Genomic DNA, 20499 nt, shown 5'->3' with positions numbered 1-20499 from the left:
TTGCCCAAATTACTGAGCGGCAACCGTAGACGCCACATCGGCATATTCTTCGATCTGGTCGAAGTTCATATAGCGATAGACTTCCGCGCCCTTGGCGTTGATGACGCCCATGTCGGAGAGGTATTCTTCGACGGTCGGCAGGCGGCCGAGTTTCGAGGCGATGGCCGACAGCTCCGCCGAAGCCAGGAACACGTTGGTGTTCTTGCCCAGACGGTTGGGGAAGTTACGCGTCGAGGTCGAAACCACAGTGGCCCCTTCGCGCACCTGAGCCTGATTGCCCATGCACAACGAACAGCCCGGCATTTCCATACGTGCCCCGGCGGTGCCCAGCACGTTGTAATGGCCTTCCTTGGTCAGTTCAGCGGCGTCCATCTTGGTCGGCGGGGCGACCCACAGGCGCGTCGGGATGTCCTTCTTGCCATTGAGCAGCAGGGAGGCGGCGCGGAAGTGGCCGATATTGGTCATGCACGAGCCGATGAACACTTCGTCGATGGCGGTGTTCTGCACGTCGGACAGAAGACGTGCATCGTCCGGATCGTTCGGGGCGCACAGGATTGGCTCTTTGATGTCGTTGAGGTCGATGTCGATGATCGCCGCGTATTCGGCGTCGGCATCGGCTTCCATCAGCACCGGGTTGGCCAGCCAGTCTTCCATCGCCTTGATACGGCGCGACAGCGTGCGGGCGTCCTGATAGCCGTCGGCGATCATGTTCTTCATCAGAACGATGTTCGAGGTCATGTACTCGATGATCGGCTCTTTGTTGAGCTTCACGGTACAGCCCGCCGCCGAGCGCTCTGCCGAGGCGTCGGTCAGTTCAAACGCCTGTTCCACCTTCAGGTCCGGCAGGCCCTCGATTTCGAGGATACGGCCGGAGAAGGCGTTGACCTTACCGGCCTTGGCCACGGTCAGCAGGCCCTGCTTGATGGCGTAGTAGGGGATGGCGTGGACCAGATCACGCAGGGTGATGCCCGGTTGCAGCGCGCCCTTGAAGCGGACAAGGATGGACTCCGGCATATCGAGTGGCATGACGCCCGTCGCCGCGCCGAAGGCCACAAGGCCCGAACCGGCGGGGAAGGAAATCCCGATGGGGAAGCGCGTATGCGAATCGCCGCCGGTGCCGACCGTATCGGGCAGCAGCAGGCGGTTCAGCCACGAGTGGATGACCCCATCGCCCGGACGCAGGGCGACCCCGCCGCGGTTGGAGATAAAGGCCGGCAGTTCGCGGTGCGTCTTGACATCGACCGGCTTCGGATAGGCCGCCGTGTGGCAGAACGACTGCATGACCAGATCGGCGGAGAAGCCGAGGCAGGCGAGGTCTTTCAGTTCGTCGCGGGTCATCGGGCCGGTGGTGTCCTGAGAACCCACCGTGGTCATTTTCGGCTCGCAATAGGTGCCCGGACGGATGCCCTGCCCTTCGGCCAGACCGCAGGCCTTGCCGACCATCTTTTGCGCCAGCGTGAAGCCCTTGCCCGAATCGACCGGGGCGACCGGCAGGCGGAAGGCGGTCGAAGCCGGCAGGCCCAGAAACTCACGCGCCTTGGCGGTCAGCGAGCGACCAATGATCAGGTTGATGCGGCCCCCGGCCTGCACTTCATCCAGAATAACGTGCGACTTGAGCTGGAAGTCGGCGATCTTTTGACCGGCCTTTTCGACCTTGCCCTCATAAGGGTAGATGTCGATGACATCGCCCATATCCATCTGCGACACATCGACTTCGATAGGCAGGGCGCCGGAATCTTCCTGCGTATTGAAGAAGATGGGGGCGATCTTGCCGCCCAAAGTCACGCCGCCGAAGCGCTTGTTCGGCACGTAGGGGATGTCTTCCCCGGTCGCCCAGATGACCGAATTGGTCGCCGATTTGCGCGACGAGCCGGTGCCGACCACGTCACCGACATAGGCGACAAGGTTGCCTTTGGCTTTCAGGTCTTCGATGAACTGGATCGGGCCGCGCTTGCCGTCCTCTTCCGGCGTGATGCCGGGGCGCGCGTTCTTCAGCATGGCCAGATAGTGCAGCGGGATGTCCGGGCGCGACCAGGCGTCCGGCGCGGGCGACAGGTCGTCCGTATTGGTTTCGCCCGTGACCTTGAACACGGTGACGGTGATCTTTTCGGCGACCTTGGGGCGCGAGGTGAACCATTCGGCGTCTGCCCACGACTGGATCACGTCCTTGGCATTGGCGTTACCGGCCTTGGCCAGTTCCGCCACGTCGTGGAAGAAGTCGAACATCAGAAGCGTCTTTTTCAGCGCTTCGGCGGCGATCTTACCGACCACAGCGTCGCTCAGCAGGTCGATCAGCGGCTTGACGTTATAACCGCCAACCATGGTGCCCAGAAGCTCGGTCGCCTTTTCGCGGCTGATCAGCGCAACCGGGAAGTCGCCATGCGCCACCGCCGACAGGAAGGAGGCCTTGACCTTGGCCGCATCATCGACGCCCGGCGGCACACGATAGGTGATCAGGTCGAGGAGGAATTCCGCTTCACCCGTCGGCGGGTTCTTGATCAGTTCGATCACTTCGGCAGTTTGCTGCGCCGTCAGCGGCAGGGGCGGAATGCCAAGCGCGGCGCGCTCGGCCACATGGGCACGATAGGCTTCAAGCATCGGTACACCTTTGGAAAGGGTCTGGGGACGGACTTATGGAGTCCTTGGTTTGGCGCATATCGCAGGCGCGAAGCCTTGCATAGGCCACAGGGGTAAAATGGGCGTGAAACGGCGCAGAAATTTGCATGGGTGAAGTTTGTTTTTCACTCCTGAACACCGCTTTTGGCCATGATGCACGGCTCAGGTGCCGGGCGGGTCGGCGTCCAGACAGGCCAGAACCTCCTGCCCGATATCGGCAGGCCAGACGGCAAGGCGCTGGCTCAGGCCGACGCGATCCCCGGCAAACAGGGCGCGCGACGCCTCTTCGAAGCCCTCATGATCGCCCGCCAGAGTGACCATGACGCGATAGGCGGCATTGACGCGCGCCCTGGGGTCCGGGCCGCCCTTGCGCGCCGCGTCGATCAGCTTGCGCAAGGTCACTGACGCGCCGCCCGGCTGCTGCGCCAGCCACTCCCAATGGCGGGGCAGAAGCGTGACTTCGCGCGGCACGACCCCTAGCTTGGGCCGCCCGCGCTTGACGGTTTCAGGGGTAGTTTCGGGGGTGGGGGCATAGCGCGCCTGAATGGCGGCTTCGTCGCCGCGCAGGTCGAGATCGACCACCGCACCCGTAGCGCGATCAAAGACGATGATAGGGACGTCGGGCCGGGTTTCAAAGGCTTTGCGGGCGACCCGTGCGGCTTCGGCGGGCGCACCGACGATCAGACGGCGGGCCGCTTGAAACACGGCATAGAGGGGTTCGGACGTCATCAGGCTCTCAAAATTTATTTTACCCGGATAAAAATATGCGCTATCAGCGCCGCTGTCAAAGGAGAAAATCATGGACAGCCATGAAAAGAAGGCGGCCATCGCGGCCTATAAGGAGCGTAAGGCGATCAGCGGGGTCTATGCGGTGATCTGCAACGCTACGGGCGAGCCGTGGGTGGGGGCCAGCCGCAATCTGGAGGCGCAGCCGAACGGTCTGTGGTTTACGCTGCGTCTGGGCAGCCACCGTCACGCCAGCCTGCAAGCCGCGTGGAACGCGCATGGCGAAGCCGCGTTCCGCTACGAGGCACTGGACCAAGTGCCAGAGGACTATTCCGACATGGCGCGCAAGGACGATCTGAAACGCCGCAAAGACCTGTGGCAGCAGCGGTTACAGGCGGAAGGGTTGTTGTAAAAAAGAGCCCCGCCGGTGACGACGGGGCTCGTGTATCGGGGTGCAGGGGGCAAGCCCCCTGCCTGCTTTACCAATCTAAAGCATTCGTCGGCTAAGTTGAGCCGCCGAATGCCTCTAATTTTTTGTAACGCCTCATGTTTTTCCGAAAAGTGGCGTCCACTTTTCGGCATGAGGCTCTAGCCGCGGGCCAGATTGCGCAGAACGTAGGGCATGACGCCGCCATTCTTGAAATATTCAAGCTCGGTCGGGGTGTCGATGCGGCAGCGGACCGGGAAGCGGGCCACCTTGCCGTCCGAGGCGCGGAACAGCTCAACGATCAGTTCCTGACGCGGCTGAACGGTTTCGAGGCCGCGGATGGTGACGATTTCCTCACCGGTCAGGCCGAGCTTCTGCCAGCCGTCGATCTTGAACTGTAAGGGCAGGACGCCCATGCCGACCAGGTTGGAGCGGTGGATGCGTTCGAACGATTCGGCGATGACGGCGCGCACGCCCTGAAGTTTGGTGCCCTTGGCCGCCCAGTCGCGCGACGAGCCGGTGCCGTATTCCTTGCCCGCGAAGATGACCATGCTACGGCCTTCGGCCTTGTAGCGCATGGCCGCGTCATAGATGGCCATGACATCGCCCGACGGGAAGTGCTTGGTGACGCCGCCTTCGATGTCCGGCGTGATCTTGTTGCGGATGCGGATATTGGCGAAGGTGCCGCGCATCATGACTTCGTGGTGGCCGCGACGCGCGCCGTAGGAGTTGAACTCCGACACCGGCACGTCGTGATCGGTCAGCCACTGACCGGCGGGCGAGGTCTTCTTGATCGAACCGGCCGGCGAAATGTGGTCGGTGGTGATCGAGTCGCCGAAGATGCCGAGCACGCGGGCTTCGACGATATCGGTGACCTTTTCCGGGGTCATGGTCATGCCCTCGAAATAGGGCGGGTTGGCGACGTAGGTCGAGGTGGCGTCCCACTGATAGGTCTGACCGCCTGACACGGAGATGGCCTGCCAGTGCTCATCGCCCTTGAAGACGTCGGCATAGCGGGCGCTGAACTTGTCATGGGTGACGTTGGCGCGCTGAATCTCGGCAATCTCGGCATTGGTGGGCCAGATGTCCTTGAGATAGACTGGCTCACCATTGCTGCCCGTGCCCAGCGGATCGGTCGAGAGGTTGACGTTCAGCGACCCGGCCAGCGCATAGGCGACGACCAGCGGCGGCGAGGCCAGATAGTTGGCGCGCACGTCGGGGTTCACGCGACCTTCGAAGTTGCGGTTGCCCGACAGGACCGAGCAGGCGACAAGGTCGGCTTCGTTGATGGCCGCCGAAATGGCTTCGGGCAGCGGGCCGGAATTGCCGATGCAGGTGGTGCAGCCATAGCCGGTCAGGTTGAAGCCCAGAGCATCGAGATCGGCGGTCAGGCCTGCGGCATTCAGATAATCGGTGACCACCTGAGAACCGGGGGCCAGCGAGGTCTTGACCCACGGCTTGACGCTGAGGCCCAGCGCCTTGGCCTTACGCGCCACCAGACCGGCGGCGATCAGCACCGACGGGTTGGAGGTGTTGGTGCACGAGGTGATGGCGGCAATGACCACATCGCCGTGCTTGACGCTGTAGTCGGTGCCGGCGACGGCGGCCGAGCGGGTTTCGTCGCCCGCCTTGTTGAACTCACCGCTCAGCGCCTTGCCGAATTCCGATGCCGCATCGCTCAGCAGCACGCGGTCCTGCGGGCGCTTGGGACCGGCCAGCGACGGCAGCACGCCACCGAGGTCAAGCTCCAGCGTATCGGTGAAGACCGGATCGGTTTCCGGATCGAGCCACAGGCCCTGCTGCTTGGCATAGGCTTCGACCAGAGCGACGCGGGCGGGCTCACGGTTGGTGGCGCTCAGATAGTCGATGGTCGCCTGCGACACCGGGAAGAAGCCGCAGGTCGCGCCATATTCCGGGGCCATATTGGCAATGGTCGCCTGATCTTCCAGCGACAGGGTGGTCAGGCCTTCGCCGAAATATTCGACGAACTTGCCCACCACGCCCTTTTTGCGCAGCATCTGGGTGATGGTCAGGACGAGGTCGGTAGCGGTGGCCCCTTCCGGCAGCTTACCCGTCAGCTTGAAGCCGATCACTTCGGGGATCAGCATGGGGATGGGCTGGCCCAGCATGGCGGCTTCGGCCTCGATGCCGCCGACGCCCCAGCCGAGCACGCTCAGGCCGTTGACCATGGTGGTGTGCGAATCGGTGCCGACCACCGTATCCGGATAGGCGACGTCGCCGCCCGACGCGACGCTGGTCCACACGGTCTGGGCCAGATATTCCAGATTGACCTGATGGCAGATGCCGGTGCCCGGCGGCACGACGCGGAAGTTATTGAAGGCCGAGGAGCCCCAGCGCAGGAAGTTATAGCGCTCCATATTGCGCTCATACTCGCGGTCCACATTCTTTTTGGCCGCATCCGCCGTGCCGAAATAATCGACCATGACCGAGTGGTCGATGACGAGGTCCACCGGGTTGAGCGGATTGATCTTGGCTGGATCGGCCCCCAGCTTGACCATGGCGTCGCGCATGGCCGCAAGGTCAACCACCGCCGGAACGCCGGTGAAGTCCTGCATCAGGACGCGCGCCGGGCGGAAGGCGATTTCGTGCTCAACCGAACCCTTGTTGTCGATCCAGTTGGCCAGCGCCTGAATATCGGCCTTGGTCACCGACACGCCGTCTTCGTTGCGCAGCAGGTTTTCCAGCAGCACCTTCAGCGAGGCCGGCAGCCGCGAGATGTTGGGCAGGCCGTTGGCTTCGGCAGCCTTCAGGTCAAAATAGGTGTAGGTGTGTTCGCCGACGGTGAGTTCGGCCTTAGAAATAAAGCTGTCGAGGGACATGGTCGCTTTTCCTTCCGACCGCGTAAGGTGGGAACATCGCGGCCCCCAATGGGCCTGAAAACCGGCGTCGCGCGTTCCGCCCTGACGGACGCACAGGGTCCTGTCCGGGGTCGCACGGTTACCGGCCGATGGCGCGGTCAATTGCCTTCTAAACCGCTTCCGGCTACTCGTCTATGAAGAAGCCCCCGCCGTGGGGAATTTGTTCGGAAGTTTTCGCCTGATGGCCCTCTCTCTTGTGGTGGACGCGCTAAGCCTCAAAAAAGGCTACCGCCACCTGATCCATGACCTGTCGTTTTCCGTCGCACCGGGTGAGTGCGTCGCCCTGACCGGGGCCAATGGGGTGGGTAAGACGACGCTGCTGCGCACGCTGGCCGGATTTATCCGCCCCGATGGTGGTCATGTGCGCTATGCGGGCGGTGTCGATCCGGAAGGATCAGTGGCGGCACAGGCGCATTATCTCGGCCATGCCGAGGCCCTGTCGCCGGGGCGTCTGGCCGGGGCGGAGCTGGATTTTCAGCGCGCCTTTCTGGGCGGCACGGCGGCGGGGCAGGCCGAAGCAATCCGGCGGTTGAACCTGTCGCCCCTGCTGGAGCTGGAAACGCGGATGCTGTCGGCGGGGCAGAAGCGGCGACTGTCCTGCGCGCGGCTGATTATGGCCAGGCGGCCCGTCTGGCTGCTCGATGAGCCCATGTCGCCGCTCGATACCGAACACCGGGCGAAACTGGCCGAGCTGATGCAGGGGCACCTGAGTGAAGGCGGGCTGATTGTCTGCGCCGTGCATGATGCGCTGCCGTTTGAGGTGCGGGAACTGCGCCTGACGGCACCGGCGATGGAGGCGGTCTATGGGTGAGTGCGTTATCTCTCCTCCCTTGCAAGCCTTTGGGCGCAGCGGGGGAGGTGGCGCAGCTTGTCTGCGCCGGAGGGGGCATTTGACCGGTGCCGCCCCCTCCACCCCTTCGGGGTCCCCCTCCCCCGCTAGGCAGGGGAGGAGAAACAGATGACGCCGCCATCCCCTTCCCTTGCCCTGTTGAAGCGCGACCTCGGCCTGTCTCTGGCGCGCGGCGGTGGGCCGGTGCTGGCCGCCGGGTTCTATCTGACCCTGATGGCCATGGTGCCGCTCAGCCTTGGCCCGGAGGCGCAAACCCTGTCGAAGATCGCGCCCGGCCTGACCTGGCTGTGTCTGGCACTGGCCTCGCTGTTGTCGCTGGAGCGCCTGTTTGAGCGCGATTACGAAGACGGGGTGTTTGACCTGTTGCGTACCGGGCCTCTGGCGCTCGAATGGGTGGCCTTTCTCAAATGTCTGGCGCAGTGGCTGGGCACCGGCCTGATCCTGTCGCTGATGACGCCCGTGGTGATGATCCTCTTGGGTGCGCCGGTGGGCGTGGCCGGTTGGGCGCTGGTGGCCGCTCTGATCGGCTCGTTCAGCTTCGCGCTTATCGGTGGCGCAGGGGCGTCACTCACCCTCGGCTCGCGCAAGGGCGGGGTGCTGATCGCCCTGCTGGTCCTGCCCTTCTATGTGCCGCCGGTCATCTTCGGCGCGGGCCTGATGCAGGCCTTCGTCACCGGCGCGCCTGTGTTTCAGGCACTCAGCCTGCTCAGCGCCTATGGCCTGTTTGCGCTGGCGCTGGGCCCCATCGCCATGGGCGCGGCACTGCGGAGTGCGCTGAATTGACCGACTTGTCGCTCTCGATGAAACCGCCTATGTGAGACACCCATGATCATCAGCTGGCTGGCCAATCCGGACCGTTTTTCGAAGGTATTTGCGCCCGTGCGCCCGTGGGTGGCGGGGCTGAGCCTCATACTGTTTGCGTGGGGGCTTTATCTCTGCTTCGCCTCGCCCGAAGACTATCAGCAGGGCGACACAGTGCGCATCATGTATATCCACGTCCCGGCGGCGTGGATGGCCCTGTTTACCTACCTCGTCATGGGCGTGGCCAGCTTCTTCGGCCTGATTTTCCGCCATGCGCTGGCCGATGCCGCCGCTAAGGCCGCCGCCCCCATCGGCGCGGTCTTCACCGCACTGGCCCTGATCACCGGCTCTTTGTGGGGCAAGCCCATGTGGGGCACCTGGTGGGAGTGGGACGGACGCATGACCTCAGTGCTGGTGCTGTTCCTTTTTTATATTGGCTATATCGCGCTGCACGCCTCGATCGAGGACGAACAGCGAGCGGCCAAATCAACCGCCATTCTGGCCCTGATCGGCCTGATCAACCTGCCCATCATCAAGTTTTCGGTCGATTGGTGGAACACCCTGCATCAGGGGGCCTCGGTCTTCCGCCCGGATGGCCCGACCGTCGCCCCGGCCATGCTGTGGCCGCTGCTGGTGATGGCGCTGGCCTATAAGGCGCTGTTCGTCTGGCTGTGGCTGATCCGCATCGACACGGAAATCCTGAGTCGCAAATATAACGGCCTGCGGGCGCGACTCGGCTTCCGCGAAGGAGGGGCGTGATGGATTGGAATATGGGCAAGTACGCCTTTTTCGTCTGGGGCAGTTATGGCGTCACGGCGCTGGCGCTTCTGAGCCTCACCGTGCTGAGCGTGCGGGCGCATCGGGAACGCGCGGCCAAGCTCAAGGCCCTGCAGGAGGCACTGGCTGCTGAAAAGACGCAAAAGGTGGACGCATGAAGCGCCTTTTACTGGCCGCGCCTCTGGTCCTGCTGGTGGGCCTTCTGGCCGTGCTCGGCTGGTACAATTTCCACAAAAAGACCGACTACGCCCCGGCGGAGCTGGTCGGCAAGCCGCTGCCGACGCGCGAGTTGACCGATCTGCACGACGGGTCGCTGGCCTCTTTACAGGCCATCGCGCGCGCGTCGGGCAAGCCTGTTCTGGTCAATGTCTTCGCTTCGTGGTGCACGCCCTGTCTGGCCGAGCATCCCTATCTGATGGACCTCAAAGCCAAAGGCGTCATCATTATCGGCATCGACCATAAGGACACGCCGATCAACGGACTGAGCTTTATCGAAAAGCACGGCAACCCCTATACGCGCATACTGTCCGACGAGGACGGGCAGATGGGGCTCGATCTGGGGATTTCAGGCGTGCCGGAAACCTTTATCGTCGGCGCGGACGGCGTAGTGATCGACAAGATCACCGGCCCCATCGTGCCGGAAACCGTCCCGGCGGTATATAAGGCCGTCAGCGACGGGACCAAGCTGCCGTGATTAATCAAACCCCCTGTGAGGCGCGGAAGGGGTCCATGGCATAGACGCCCAGCAACTCCACCTCTTCGGCGAAAAAGGCCAGTTCCTCAAAGGCCAGTTTCAGCAGGCGGTCACTGGGGCGACCTTCGACTTCGGCATAGAAGAAGGTCGAGGCAAAGATGCCGTCGCGGATATAGCTTTCCAGCCGGATCATATTGATGCCATTGGTGGCAAAGCCGCCCAGCGCCTTATACAGCGCCGCCGGGATGTTGCGCACACCGAAGACAAAGCTTGTCAGGACGCGCTCGGCCTCCACGGGGTCGGAGACTTCGGCCTGTGCGCTGAGGACCAGAAAGCGCGTGGTGTTGTTGTGCGCGTCTTCCAGATTGCGGCGCAGGATTTTCAGACCATACAGTTCCGCCGCGATTTCCGGCGCGATGGCGGCGCGGTCGCGCTCTTGTGTCTCGCTGAGGCGACGGGCCGCACCTGCGGTGTCGTGATAGATTTCCGGGCGGATACCCAAAGCGTTCAAGGAGTTGCGGCACTGCATCAGGGCCATGGTGTGCGAAAAGGCCACCTTGATATCCGACAGCTCGGCGTCCGGCGTCCCCATCAGGGTCATTTCGATGGGCAGGAAGCGCTCACCGATGATCTTCAGACCCGAATGCGGCAGGAGGTGGTGCACATCGGCCACCCGCCCGGCCAGCGCGTTTTCGACCGGAATCATGCCCAGAGCGCACTCGCCCGCCGCCACTGCCGCAAAAGCCGCCTCAAAGGACGGGAAAGCCGTCGGCGTATGGTCGGGGAACCAGCGGCGGCAGGCCTGATGGCTGAAGGCGCCGGGTTCGCCCTGATAGGCAATCTTTTGGGAAGCGGTCATGGCAAAGAGACCCTGAACAACAGAAAGCGCCGTCTGTGCCTGTCTTTCCGCCGTTTTTCAAGGGTTTCGGTTTTGAGTATGCTCAAAGCCTCAGGCCAAAATTACGCACCGCTTTTCTGAAAACATCCGGCGGAAACAAAGAATTCCATCTAGCGCTGGAAATAGGGCGCGATTTGCCTTAGAGGCAAACAGGTGCGCAGGCAGCTTTCGCTGTTCTGCGACGATTTGACACAGAAGCCCTGAGGACGTTTTGCCGCGCGAAAGGCGGCTTGCGCAATGAGGCCTTTTCGTGTCAGAGAACAGAGATAAAGAGCCGCTACCCGGCATTGACCCCGAAGGGATCGTCCGGTCAAATAGGCGGCTGAACGCTGGGATATAGAGTCGGGACGTCAGAGGCGGCATGAGCGGTAATCTTCAGTTTAACAAGATCATGGCGGCGGGCCTCACGGCGGCGCTGGTTATTGTGGTGGCACGCGTCGGGGTCGATGCGCTTTATCACACGGAACCACCGGCCAAGCCGGGCTACGCCGTCGAAGTGGCCGAAGCCGAAGCGGGTGGCGGTGCGGCCGCCGTTGAGCTTGATCCGGATTGGGGCACGGTGCTGCCGACCGCCGATCTGGCCGCCGGTGAAAAGGCCTTCGGCAAGTGCGTCTCGTGCCACAATGTCGATCCGGCCAATGCCAATATGACCGGTCCGGGCCTGTGGGGCGTGGTGGGTCGCGCGACGGCCAGCCATGCGGGCTTCGCCTATTCCGACGGCATGAAGGCGCACGCCGCCGAAGCGCCGACCTGGACCTATGATCAGCTCTATCACTTCCTCGGCAACCCGGCGAAGTGGGTCAAGGGCACCAAGATGGGCTTTGCCGGTATCAAGAAACCGGAAGAGCGTATCGCCCTGATCGCCTATCTGCATTCCAAGGGCTCGACCGGTTATGCGATCCCGGCCCCCGATCCCTCGCGTCAACCGGGCGCGGCGCCCGCAGCGGGTGCAGCGGCTCCGGCTCAACCCGCTGAAGCCACCGCCGCCCCGGCAGTGGCCAGTCCCGCACCCGCCAAATCCGCGAAAGAGGTTCCGGCGGCTTCCGGAAGCCCCGCCCCTGCTCAGGCGGCTGAGGTCGAGGCTCCGGCAGCGGCTCAGTGATCCGATACAGAAAAACCCGCCGAAACCGGCGGGTTTTTTGCATCGAAATCTCTGTTTCTTAAAGCCGGCGGAAGGCGATCGGTCGCCCGACGCCCGCCGCTTCGATGCGGTCCACGGCGTCACGCAGCGGCTCGATGACCGTCTTCATGTGGTGGCCGTTGGCGTGGATGATGTGGTCTTCGTCGCGCATGATGGCGACGTGGCCTTTCCAGAACACCAGATCGCCGCGATAGAGCCCTTTCAGGTCCGCACCGATGTCCAGCGCCTCGCCCATATGCGACTGCATGTCCGAATCGCGCGGGCAGGCCTGACCGACGGCGTACAGCGCCTGCTGCACCAGACCGGAGCAATCCAGGCCTTCGCTTTCGCGGCCCCCCCACTGATAGGGGGCGTTGAGATAGGTTTCGGCGACGCTGACATAGTCGTGGTCAAAGTCCGTAAAGTCCGACAGGTGCGCGCGGTAGATCCAGCCCAGATCATTGAGCTGCGCATAGTTGCCGTCCGTGCCCGTGACGCTGACCAGCGCGTTGCGGCTCAGCGCGCAGACGATCTGCGATTTCAGGTTCGGCTCAGAGAAGACGTAGCTGCGCAGGGTCGAGACATAATGGGTCGGCACGTACCAGTCGCGCGACAGGTCGGCTTCGCGCACATAGCCGCAATAGCCGTCGCGCAGGGCCTGGCCCCACACATAGTCGCGTGAGCGTTCGATAACACGGAAGCGTTCCCCGAACAGTATCTGATCCAGTTGTTCGGCGCTGTCGCTTGGAGCGGCGCGGATAGCGCTGACCGGCGCGGCGCAGGCCAGGGTTTCACCGACGACAAAGGTTTCGGCGCGCATCAGGCCCTGAAGGCGCTGATCGGCCTTGCCATCCTTGAACGGCGTCATGCGCGGGTCGAAATCGTCGTGGGCCATTCTACTGCCTCTCACCATCATGCCTTCTTCACCTGCTTAACCTTCGTAAAAAAGTCTTAACAGAGAAAGGCTTAGAGCAAGACCATAGCGCAAAGATGCGAATGTGGAGTTAATGGCACGAAGGTCAGGGCGCAGATTGTCACAGCCCCCGGATCAGGCGGAAGACGGCACGCAGGGTCTGGGCCTCGGCCCCGACGGGGAAGCCCGGGCGGCCGCGCGGGTTCCAGGCATAGAGGTCGAAATGCACCCACGCCCCCGTCTGCGGCGCGAATTTTTGCAGGAACAACGCCGCCGTCACCGATCCGGCCTGCGCCCAGCCTTGCGGATCGTTCCTGAGATCGGCGATATCGGACTCCAAAGCGTCGCGATACCCGGCCCATAGCGGCATGCGCCACAGCGGGTCGTGCTCGGCAATGGCCGCCACCTCCAGTCGCCGCGCCATCTCTTCGTCGTCCGTATAGAAGGGGATGACTTCCGGCCCCAGCGCCACGCGCGCCGCCCCGGTCAGGGTGGCGAAATCGAGCGTCAGATCGGGCTCTAACTCCGCCGCCCGCGTCAGGGCATCGGCCAGAATCAACCGCCCTTCGGCATCCGTATTGCCGACCTCGATCGACAGGCCGGCGCGCGAGGCGATGATGTCGCCCGGCCGGAAGGCATCGCCGGAAATGGCGTTTTCGACGGCGCTGATCAGCACGTGCAGCCGCACCCGCAGATTGGCCCCCATGATCAGCCGTGCCAGCCCCAGCGCGTGCGCCGCACCGCCCATATCTTTTTTCATCAGGGCCATACCCGCCCCGCCCTTGATGTTCAGACCGCCGGTGTCAAAGACCACCCCCTTGCCGACCAGCACGATGACCGGCTTGCGGACATCGGAAATATCCTCGACCTGCGGCGTCCAGTCGATTTCGATAAAGCGCGGGGCGCGGGCCTCGACCGCCGCGCGGCCTACGGCGTGCACCGCCGGGAAGTTTTCGCGCAGCAACGCATCGCCGGTAATGACGCTGATCTGCGCGCCAAATTCCGAAGCCAGAGCCCTCGCCGCCGCCTCAATCTCCGCCGGCCCCATATCATTGGCGGGCGTATTGACCAGATCACGCACCAGATCATGCGCCGATACCTCCAGCGCAATGGCCTCCTGCGTCCCGGCATCGAGGTCTGCCGGATCGAGCCGAACCTCGGCGCGTAAGGGTTTGCCCGCCTTATAGCGGTCAAAGGCGTAAGACCCCAGTTGGAACGCCACATGGATGGCCTTGCGATCCAGCCCCTCATCGGCCTTCAGTCGCCACACGCCGGTCGGCAATTGCCCCGGTAAAGCGCGGAAGCACAGGGGATTATAGGCCTTGCGCACCCCCAGACCGAACCACGCCGCCAGACCGCCATTGAGCGGCAGTACGACCAGAGACCCCGCCTTGCCCGTAAACCCCTTCGCCCGCAAAAAGGCGGCTTGCGTGGCCTCAAGGGCGGACACCGCCGCCTCTGCCTCATCTTCAAACAGACCGAAGATGATGTTTTCGGGCGTTTTGGCGGGCGGGTTGGGCAGGGGCTTGGGCATGGCAGTCATCTCAGGAACAGCAGAGGGTTTAACCATATATTTAGGGGTCTAAATCAAAGCTTAAAGCCGTATTCGTTTTTGCGAGGCCAGAACGCCTCCGGCCGTCTCAGGGTGTCTTATGACCCGTCTTGCCGTTCTGTTGCTTGCTGGCGGTTTGCTGGCCTTTCCCGTTCTGGCCGCCGAAGACGCCAAACCGGTCGAAAAATCAGGCCTGAAGTCGGTCAAGCTGGCGGAAACGCCGGCTCCGCCCAAGCCAGTCAAGGCGTCCAAGGCTGAGCGCGAAGCCGCGATGCGCCTCGATCCGCTGGGGCGGGCCGCCTTCTTCAACCGCGAATTTGTCAATGACCCGACCGATGTCGAGGCCGGGCTGGCCCTGTCGGAGGCGCAGCGCGCGCTGGGCAACCCCAGGGAAGCCGCCGATACGGCCCACCGCGTCCTGTTGTTCGCCCCGCAAAACTATGAGGCCCTGCTGGCGGCGGCGCGCGGCCACATCGCCAATAATGACGCCTTCTACGCCATCGACCCGCTGCAAACCGCCACGACCCTAAAACCCAATGACTGGCGCGCCTGGTCGCTTCTGGGCGTGGCCTATGACCAGACCAAGCGCAGCGAAGAGGCGCTGACCATGTGGGACAAGGCGCTCAGCCTGTCGCCCGACAATCCCGCCGTCCTCACCAATCAGGCCATGTATAAGGCCGGTAATGGCGATCTGGCGCAGGCCGAAACGATCCTGCGCCGCGCCGTCACCCTGCCCGGTGCGACCATTCAGGTGCGTCAGAATCTGGCGCTGGTGCTGGGGATGCAGGGCAAGCTGGCCGAAGCTGAAAAACTGCTGCGGCAGGACCTGCCGCCGGATGTGGCGGATAAAAACCTCGCCTGGCTTCAGGCCTCGCTGAAACCCGCCGGTTCCGCTGCCCCGGCCCGCGACTGGAACAGCCTCAAGGGCGGGTGATCTGTAAAACCGCGCCGCCCGTAAGATAAATTGCGGGCCAAAACCCAAGAATGGGACTCCTGTCTGCCCTGTCGCCTGTGCTAGGGTGCACGCGCGACGGGCGACTCACCCGCGCGGCCAATTATCCCCAGACGCGACATTGTGCCCACACAAGATGTAGATATTCATCTGGTGTTAACTACAAAGTGTGGTGATATGAGAGCCAGTTCCGTGTCGATTCGAAAGTCATGCCATGAGCCTCATCATCCCCGGTGCCCAGCCCAAGGCGGGCCTGCTTACCCCCTCGATTGCCTATAAGCCGTTCCGCTATCCGTGGGCCTTTGATTTCTGGCAAAAGCAGCAGCAGGTGCACTGGCTGCCCGAAGAGGTGCCGCTGGGCGAAGACGTCAAGGATTGGGCGTCCAAGCTGAACGACAATGAGCGTAACCTGCTGACCCAGATCTTCCGCTTCTTCACACAGTCGGACATCGAGGTTCAGGACAACTACATGGAAAAATACGGTCGGGTGTTCAAGCCGACCGAGATCAAGATGATGCTGTCGGCCTTCGCCAATATGGAGACCGTCCACATCGCTGCCTATGCCCTGCTGCTCGAAACCATCGGTATGCCCGAAGCCGAGTTTGGCGCGTTCATGGAATACGAGGCCATGCGCGACAAGCACGACTTCATGCAGAAGTTCGGCGTCGATACGGATGCCGACATCTGCCGCACGCTGGCCATGTTCGGTGGCTTTACCGAAGGCCTGCAACTGTTTGCCTCCTTCGCCATGCTGATGAACTTCCCGCGCTTCAACAAGATGAAGGGCATGGGGCAGATCGTGTCGTGGTCGGTGCGCGACGAAAGCCTGCACTGCGAAGGCATCATCAAGCTCTACCACGCCTTCAACAAGGAAACCGGCGCGGTGACCAGGGCCGTGGCCGACGACATCGTCGATTGCTGCAAAACCGTGGTCAGCCTCGAAGACAAGTTCATCGACCTGTCGTTCGAAATGGGTCCCGTCGAAGGCATGACGCCCGACGATATCAAGCAATATATCCGCTACATCGCCGACTGGCGCCTGCGTCAGCTCGAACTGCCCGAAGTGTTCGGTGTGCAGGAAAACCCGCTGCCCTGGCTTCAGGTGCTGCTGTCGGGTGTCGAACACGCCAACTTCTTCGAAGCCCGTGCCACCGAATATTCCAAGGCCGCGACCAAGGGCTCATGGACCGGCGGCGAAGGTGTGTGGGACGCCTTCGATACCCTGCTCAAAAAGCGCTCGGAAGCCACCCGCGGCGTGAATGTGTAAGGGATAAGGATTTTGGGGCCACAGGCCCCAAACCCCGGATTTTTAAAGCGCTCCATTGTCAGACAATGGGGCGTTTTTTTTGTCGGGGTATGGGGGCATTTTTGTGCGCTACCGCTTCGCTGCTTGAGCGCGGCGACCCCGCGTCTTTGTCTTACTTCGCTTGAAATCAATTAACCTCCCCTAACGGCGCATTAACCTTCTGCCCTTAGCCTGAATGGATGACCCATCGCCCTGCCCTTCTGCGCGCGGCCAAGCCGGCTGCGCTGACGCTGCTCGTGCTGTTGTGCACGGGCACGGTGGGGGCGCAGCCGGCGCAAAAACCCCTAAGCAAGCAGGCGCAGACCGAGCTGGACACGCTGGGGGCGGAGTTGCGCGCCAATGCCCGCAAGCGCGAGCAGAAGCATCAGTCGGCGCGGGAGATCGCGCAGGAGATCGAGCGGCTGCGGGCCCAGATGATCGAGATTGCGCGCACGCAGGGGGCGTCTGAACAGCGGGCGGCGGTCTATCGCGCGCGGCTGGAGACGCTGAGCCTGCTTGAGGCCGATATGACGCGGCGGCTGGGGACCTTGCGCAACAAGCAGGCGCGGTTGTTGAGCGCCTTGCAGATCTATTCGCGCAACCCACCGCCCACCATTTTCGTTTCGACGCGCAAGGCCAATGACGCGGTGATTGCCGCCATATTGCTGAAAGAGATTACGCCTGAGCTGAAAAAGCGCGCGGCCGTGCTATCGGAGGAAAACCGCAACCTGATCCGCGTGCGGCGCGAGGCGGCCTTACAGAACGAGGCGCTGTTTATTTCTGAGAGCGACGTGTCGGAGCAGCAGAAGCAGCTTGAGACCTTGATGGCCGACCGGGCGGCGCTGGAAGACCAGCTTTTGCGCGAAGCCGACGCCATTGAGGTGCGCAATCTGGAGCTTGAGGCGCGGCAGCGGACCCTGCTGGGCCTGCCCTCACCGCTGCGCCCGGCCCAGAGCCCCACACTGGACCTGCAACTGCCCGTGGTGGGTGAAAAGGCCGCCAGCTATGGCGAGACGGTGGACGGTCAGACCAGCCGCGGCCTGCGACTGAAGACCACGCCGGGGGCGCAGGTGCGCAGCCCCGGCAACGGGCGCGTCGAATATGCCGGGCCTCTGGACGGATATGGTCAGGTGATCATTCTCGATATCGGCAATGAGTATCGCGTGGTGATGACGGGGCTGGGGCGGGTCTATGTCGATCCCAACCGCACTGTGGCCAGGGGCGAGCCGCTGGGGCGCACGCCCAATCTGACCGACAAACCGACGGTCTTTTATATGGAGCTGCGCAAGGGCGAAAACCCCGTCAACCCGGCTACGGGCTTCGATCTGAGCAAGCTTTAGGCGTAAAGTGAAGGCCCTGTTTACGCCACATTAAAAGCCTGTAGTATGGGTAGTGAGCGTCTGTGCCACCGCTGGTTTGCGGGTGGCCATTACAGGGTCTGTGACCCTAACGAGGACTATATGAGAAATTACTTCCTGGGCGGCGTTGCCGCTCTGGCCCTGAGCATCGGTGCGGTGGCCTACGCCAATCAGCCGGCCTTTTCGCCCAAATCCGACACCTATGAAATGCTTGAGTTGTTTGGCGACGTGGTGGCGCTGGTCAAGCAGAACTATGTGGTCGAGGTGGACGACAAGAAGCTGATCGAAGCCGCGCTTCAGGGGATGCTGTCCTCGCTTGATCCGCATTCCAACTACCTGTCGGCGGACGATTTCACTGACCTTCAGGAACGCACCAAGGGCGCCTATGGCGGCATTGGCCTTGAAGTGCAGTCCGAAGACGGCGCGGTGAAGGTGGTCACGCCTATGGACGACACCCCGGCCATGAAGGCGGGTATCCAGTCGGGCGACTTTATCACCGCCATCGACGGCACCTCGATTCTGGGGATGCGCCTGAATGAGGCCGTGTCCAAGATGAAGGGGACGCCTGAGACGGACCTGACGCTCACCATCTACCGCGAAGGCAAGGACGAGCCGTTCGACGTCAAGCTGAAGCGCGAGATCATCAATGTGAAGTCGGTCAAGGCGCGCATGGAAGGCGCTTACGGCTATCTGCGCATCTCGAACTTCAATGAAAATACAGCGCGCGAATCCTATGAGGCGTTGAGCGATTTGCGCACGAAGAACCCGCAGATGAAGGGGCTGATCCTCGATCTGCGCAACAATCCCGGCGGTCTGCTCGATCAGTCGGTGGGCGTCGCCGATCTGTTCCTCGAAGGCGGCGAAGTGGTGTCGCAGCGCGGCCGCAAGCCCGACGACATCACCCGCTATCAGGCTCATAAGGGCGATATCATGAACGGCAAGCCGATCGTGGTGCTGACCAATCCGGGCACGGCGTCGGCGGCGGAAATCGTCGCGGGCGCGCTTCAGGATCACAAACGCGCCTCGACCGTCGGCCTGACCACCTTCGGCAAGGGCTCGGTGCAGAGCGTCATCAATCTGGGCGAAAACCGCGCCGTGAAGATGACCATTGCGCGCTATTACACGCCGTCGGGCCGCTCAATCCAGAAGACGGGCATCGAGCCTGATCTGGAAGTGGCGCAATCGCGCGATCAGGCCAAGGTCATCGCCAACCGCGCCTATTCCTTCTCGGAAGCCGATTACAAGAACGCGCTGGATGCCGATGAGGGCAAGAAGCGTCAGGAAGCGCACGTGGTGTCCGAAGTGCCGCCGGATTCCTATGACGTCAAAACCGGTGACTTCCAACTGGCGCGCGCCATCGACGTGCTGAACTATGGTGGCGACGTGAAGATGGCGGCGGCGCACCCGCGCGGCCTCAAGCTGGCCATGTCCGATCTGGTCGATACGCCGAGCGAGCGCTTTGCCGGCAAGACCAAGGCCGGTCCGGCCAAACCGGCCCCGGCAGCGGCCCCCAACACGGCGACCGCTTCGTCTTCGTCATCGTCCTCAAGCTCGGCGCAACCGAAGTAAACGGCACCCCCGCCTGATAGTTGGCGGGGGTTTTTACATCCGCACGCGGGCAAAGCGCGTATAAGGCCTAAAAAAACGCCCGATGCGTCGCACCGGGCGTCAGGATACATCTCATGGACCTCCATCCATAGGCCACTCGTCATACATGCCAGAGAGTGTCTAAAAAGACAGGCTTGTGTGGCGAAACCTGCAATCATAATGATCCTCAATGGCTTAACGGGCGAATCAAGTTGCCGTGAGAGTTTAAGCCGCCCGCCGTGAACACGAATGTCGCCCGCCCTGCCTGAGTACCTGCATATTCTGTCTTTGCCCTACCGGCCGCCCGAAACTTTTTTCGGCAGCGTGCTGAGGTCGGAGCGTTGTGCCGGCTTCCTGTCCGATGGCGGGGCGCTGGGGCGCTGGTCATGGCTGTGTGTGGCACCCGACGACACAGAGGTGTTTACCTTTGACGAGGCGCGCCACCCCGAAGAGGTCTTGCGCACAGCCTGCGCGCAGGTTCTGAGCGACAGCCACATTCACGGTGACGACATCACAGATTTGCCACCCTTTACCGGCGGGCTGATCGGGCTGGCGGGGTTTGAGCTGGGCCCGCGGCTGGAAAACCTGTCGCTGCGCGCGTTTCATTTAGGCGCTGAACCGTGGCCCGAACTGGTGCTGATGCGCTTCTCGGCGGTTCTGGCCTTTGACCTGCATCACAAACGGCGTCTGGTTCTGGGGCGGGGCGCAACGCCCGAAGAGGCGCGCCAACGGGCCGAGGCCCTGGCGGCGCAGGTCGAAACCGCCGCACCGTCCCCCTTGCCCGCCAGCCTGATGGACGACCCGTTGCTCAGCGAAACGCCGGACGCCGAGTTCGAAGCGAAGGTCGCGACGCTGGTGGCGCAAATCCACGCCGGCGACCTGTTTCAGGCCAATCTGGCGCGCGGCTGGCGCGGTGCTCTGACACCCGGCCTCACGCCTGACCACATTTTACAGGCGCTGGCCGAAGCGGGGGCCAGTCCGTTCGGCGCCTTTATGCGCTTTGGCGACCGCGCCGTCGTGTCGAACAGCCCGGAACGCTTTATCCGGCTTGAGGCCGACGGGCG

At 62.8% G+C, this 20499-nt stretch carries 18 protein-coding genes; 12 read left to right on the top strand and 6 right to left on the bottom strand.

Annotated elements, in window-relative coordinates:
- Positions 1-9 precede the first annotated feature (9 nt).
- Positions 10-2598 carry a bifunctional aconitate hydratase 2/2-methylisocitrate dehydratase gene (gene acnB / locus Q0072_RS08150; RefSeq protein ID WP_298328279.1) on the bottom strand — a complete coding sequence of 863 codons (2589 nt, stop codon included), beginning with the start codon at positions 2596-2598 and terminating at the stop codon, positions 10-12.
- Between the two features lie 180 nt (positions 2599-2778).
- Positions 2779-3345 (bottom strand): DUF2239 family protein, encoded by a 567-nt coding sequence (locus tag Q0072_RS08145; RefSeq protein ID WP_298328276.1) that lies wholly within the window; start codon positions 3343-3345, stop codon positions 2779-2781.
- A gap of 70 nt (positions 3346-3415) precedes the next feature.
- Between Q0072_RS08145 and Q0072_RS08140 the strand changes: the two genes are divergently transcribed.
- Positions 3416-3754: a GIY-YIG nuclease family protein gene (locus Q0072_RS08140; RefSeq protein ID WP_298328273.1), complete on the top strand. Its 339-nt coding sequence runs from the start codon at positions 3416-3418 to the stop codon at positions 3752-3754.
- Positions 3755-3930: 176 nt separating this feature from the next.
- Here the strand turns inward: Q0072_RS08140 and acnA are convergent, their stop codons facing one another.
- Positions 3931-6609, bottom strand: a complete 2679-nt coding sequence (gene acnA, locus Q0072_RS08135; protein WP_298328270.1) for an aconitate hydratase AcnA — start codon at positions 6607-6609, stop codon at positions 3931-3933.
- A gap of 220 nt (positions 6610-6829) precedes the next feature.
- Here acnA and ccmA point away from each other — a divergent pair, with 220 nt between their 5' ends.
- The 5 genes from ccmA to Q0072_RS08110 all read left to right on the top strand — a co-directional run bounded on the left by ccmA (position 6830) and on the right by Q0072_RS08110 (position 9770).
- A complete protein-coding gene (gene ccmA, locus Q0072_RS08130; RefSeq protein ID WP_298328267.1) occupies positions 6830-7459 on the top strand; it encodes a heme ABC exporter ATP-binding protein CcmA in 630 nt (209 codons plus the stop codon).
- A 147-nt stretch (positions 7460-7606) separates the two neighbouring features.
- Entirely contained in the window at positions 7607-8281 is a 675-nt protein-coding gene (ccmB, locus tag Q0072_RS08125; protein ID WP_298328263.1) for a heme exporter protein CcmB, read from the top strand.
- A gap of 42 nt (positions 8282-8323) precedes the next feature.
- Entirely contained in the window at positions 8324-9058 is a 735-nt protein-coding gene (locus tag Q0072_RS08120) for a heme ABC transporter permease (RefSeq protein WP_298328261.1), read from the top strand.
- Entirely contained in the window at positions 9058-9234 is a 177-nt protein-coding gene (gene ccmD, locus Q0072_RS08115) for a heme exporter protein CcmD (protein ID WP_298328259.1), read from the top strand. The genes Q0072_RS08120 and ccmD overlap by 1 nt, the downstream gene beginning before the upstream one ends.
- Positions 9231-9770 (top strand): DsbE family thiol:disulfide interchange protein, encoded by a 540-nt coding sequence (locus tag Q0072_RS08110; protein WP_298328257.1) that lies wholly within the window; start codon positions 9231-9233, stop codon positions 9768-9770. Before ccmD ends, Q0072_RS08110 begins: the two co-directional genes overlap by 4 nt.
- A gap of 4 nt (positions 9771-9774) precedes the next feature.
- Here the strand turns inward: Q0072_RS08110 and Q0072_RS08105 are convergent, their stop codons facing one another.
- Positions 9775-10629, bottom strand: coding sequence for a prephenate dehydratase (locus tag Q0072_RS08105; protein ID WP_298328255.1), 855 nt, complete (start codon positions 10627-10629; stop codon positions 9775-9777).
- A gap of 400 nt (positions 10630-11029) precedes the next feature.
- Between Q0072_RS08105 and Q0072_RS08100 the strand changes: the two genes are divergently transcribed.
- The gene (locus Q0072_RS08100; RefSeq protein ID WP_298328253.1) at positions 11030-11770 is read left to right on the top strand and encodes a cytochrome c family protein; all 741 of its coding nucleotides are present in this window, start codon (positions 11030-11032) and stop codon (positions 11768-11770) included.
- Positions 11771-11828: 58 nt separating this feature from the next.
- Here Q0072_RS08100 and Q0072_RS08095 read toward each other — a convergent pair whose 3' ends face one another.
- Both Q0072_RS08095 and Q0072_RS08090 read right to left on the bottom strand, forming a co-directional pair.
- Positions 11829-12683, bottom strand: coding sequence for an SH3 domain-containing protein (locus Q0072_RS08095; protein WP_298328250.1), 855 nt, complete (start codon positions 12681-12683; stop codon positions 11829-11831).
- Positions 12684-12822: 139 nt separating this feature from the next.
- Complete coding sequence (locus tag Q0072_RS08090; protein WP_298328248.1) at positions 12823-14235, bottom strand: M17 family metallopeptidase; 1413 nt, start codon at positions 14233-14235, stop codon at positions 12823-12825.
- Positions 14236-14353: 118 nt separating this feature from the next.
- Here Q0072_RS08090 and Q0072_RS08085 point away from each other — a divergent pair, with 118 nt between their 5' ends.
- The 5 genes from Q0072_RS08085 to Q0072_RS08065 form a co-directional block, all read left to right on the top strand.
- A complete protein-coding gene (locus tag Q0072_RS08085) occupies positions 14354-15187 on the top strand; it encodes a tetratricopeptide repeat protein (protein ID WP_298328246.1) in 834 nt (277 codons plus the stop codon).
- Between the two features lie 232 nt (positions 15188-15419).
- On the top strand, positions 15420-16472 hold the full coding sequence (locus Q0072_RS08080) for a ribonucleotide-diphosphate reductase subunit beta (protein WP_298328244.1): 1053 nt from the start codon (positions 15420-15422) through the stop codon (positions 16470-16472).
- A gap of 218 nt (positions 16473-16690) precedes the next feature.
- Positions 16691-17830: a peptidoglycan DD-metalloendopeptidase family protein gene (locus tag Q0072_RS08075; RefSeq protein ID WP_298328240.1), complete on the top strand. Its 1140-nt coding sequence runs from the start codon at positions 16691-16693 to the stop codon at positions 17828-17830.
- 120 nt (positions 17831-17950) lie between these two features.
- Positions 17951-19417: a S41 family peptidase gene (locus tag Q0072_RS08070; RefSeq protein WP_298328237.1), complete on the top strand. Its 1467-nt coding sequence runs from the start codon at positions 17951-17953 to the stop codon at positions 19415-19417.
- Between the two features lie 267 nt (positions 19418-19684).
- A partial coding sequence (locus tag Q0072_RS08065) for a chorismate-binding protein (protein ID WP_298328234.1) occupies positions 19685-20499 on the top strand: 815 nt, incomplete at its 3' end.

Origin of the sequence: Asticcacaulis sp. (assembly GCF_027484505.1) — a bacterium.
Classification (GTDB): Bacteria; Pseudomonadota; Alphaproteobacteria; order Caulobacterales; family Caulobacteraceae; genus Asticcacaulis.
This window is presented reverse-complemented; position numbering and strand designations above follow the sequence as displayed.

Bases quoted from the DNA above. Each gene is read 5' to 3' on its own strand.
- Q0072_RS08085 (WP_298328246.1), top strand. From the start codon at position 14,354: ATGACCCGTCTTGCCGTTCTGTTGCTTGCTGGCGGTTTGCTGGCCTTT.
- acnA (WP_298328270.1), bottom strand. From the start codon at position 6,609: ATGTCCCTCGACAGCTTTATTTCTAAGGCCGAACTCACCGTCGGCGAA.
- Q0072_RS08090 (WP_298328248.1), bottom strand. From the start codon at position 14,235: ATGCCCAAGCCCCTGCCCAACCCGCCCGCCAAAACGCCCGAAAACATC.
- Q0072_RS08070 (WP_298328237.1), top strand. From the start codon at position 17,951: ATGAGAAATTACTTCCTGGGCGGCGTTGCCGCTCTGGCCCTGAGCATC.
- Q0072_RS08110 (WP_298328257.1), top strand. From the start codon at position 9,231: ATGAAGCGCCTTTTACTGGCCGCGCCTCTGGTCCTGCTGGTGGGCCTT.
- Q0072_RS08100 (WP_298328253.1), top strand. From the start codon at position 11,030: ATGAGCGGTAATCTTCAGTTTAACAAGATCATGGCGGCGGGCCTCACG.
- ccmA (WP_298328267.1), top strand. From the start codon at position 6,830: ATGGCCCTCTCTCTTGTGGTGGACGCGCTAAGCCTCAAAAAAGGCTAC.
- Q0072_RS08140 (WP_298328273.1), top strand. From the start codon at position 3,416: ATGGACAGCCATGAAAAGAAGGCGGCCATCGCGGCCTATAAGGAGCGT.
- Q0072_RS08145 (WP_298328276.1), bottom strand. From the start codon at position 3,345: ATGACGTCCGAACCCCTCTATGCCGTGTTTCAAGCGGCCCGCCGTCTG.
- Q0072_RS08095 (WP_298328250.1), bottom strand. From the start codon at position 12,683: ATGGCCCACGACGATTTCGACCCGCGCATGACGCCGTTCAAGGATGGC.
- Q0072_RS08120 (WP_298328261.1), top strand. From the start codon at position 8,324: ATGATCATCAGCTGGCTGGCCAATCCGGACCGTTTTTCGAAGGTATTT.
- Q0072_RS08075 (WP_298328240.1), top strand. From the start codon at position 16,691: ATGACCCATCGCCCTGCCCTTCTGCGCGCGGCCAAGCCGGCTGCGCTG.
- Q0072_RS08105 (WP_298328255.1), bottom strand. From the start codon at position 10,629: ATGACCGCTTCCCAAAAGATTGCCTATCAGGGCGAACCCGGCGCCTTC.
- ccmD (WP_298328259.1), top strand. From the start codon at position 9,058: ATGGATTGGAATATGGGCAAGTACGCCTTTTTCGTCTGGGGCAGTTAT.
- acnB (WP_298328279.1), bottom strand. From the start codon at position 2,598: ATGCTTGAAGCCTATCGTGCCCATGTGGCCGAGCGCGCCGCGCTTGGC.
- ccmB (WP_298328263.1), top strand. From the start codon at position 7,607: ATGACGCCGCCATCCCCTTCCCTTGCCCTGTTGAAGCGCGACCTCGGC.
- Q0072_RS08080 (WP_298328244.1), top strand. From the start codon at position 15,420: ATGAGCCTCATCATCCCCGGTGCCCAGCCCAAGGCGGGCCTGCTTACC.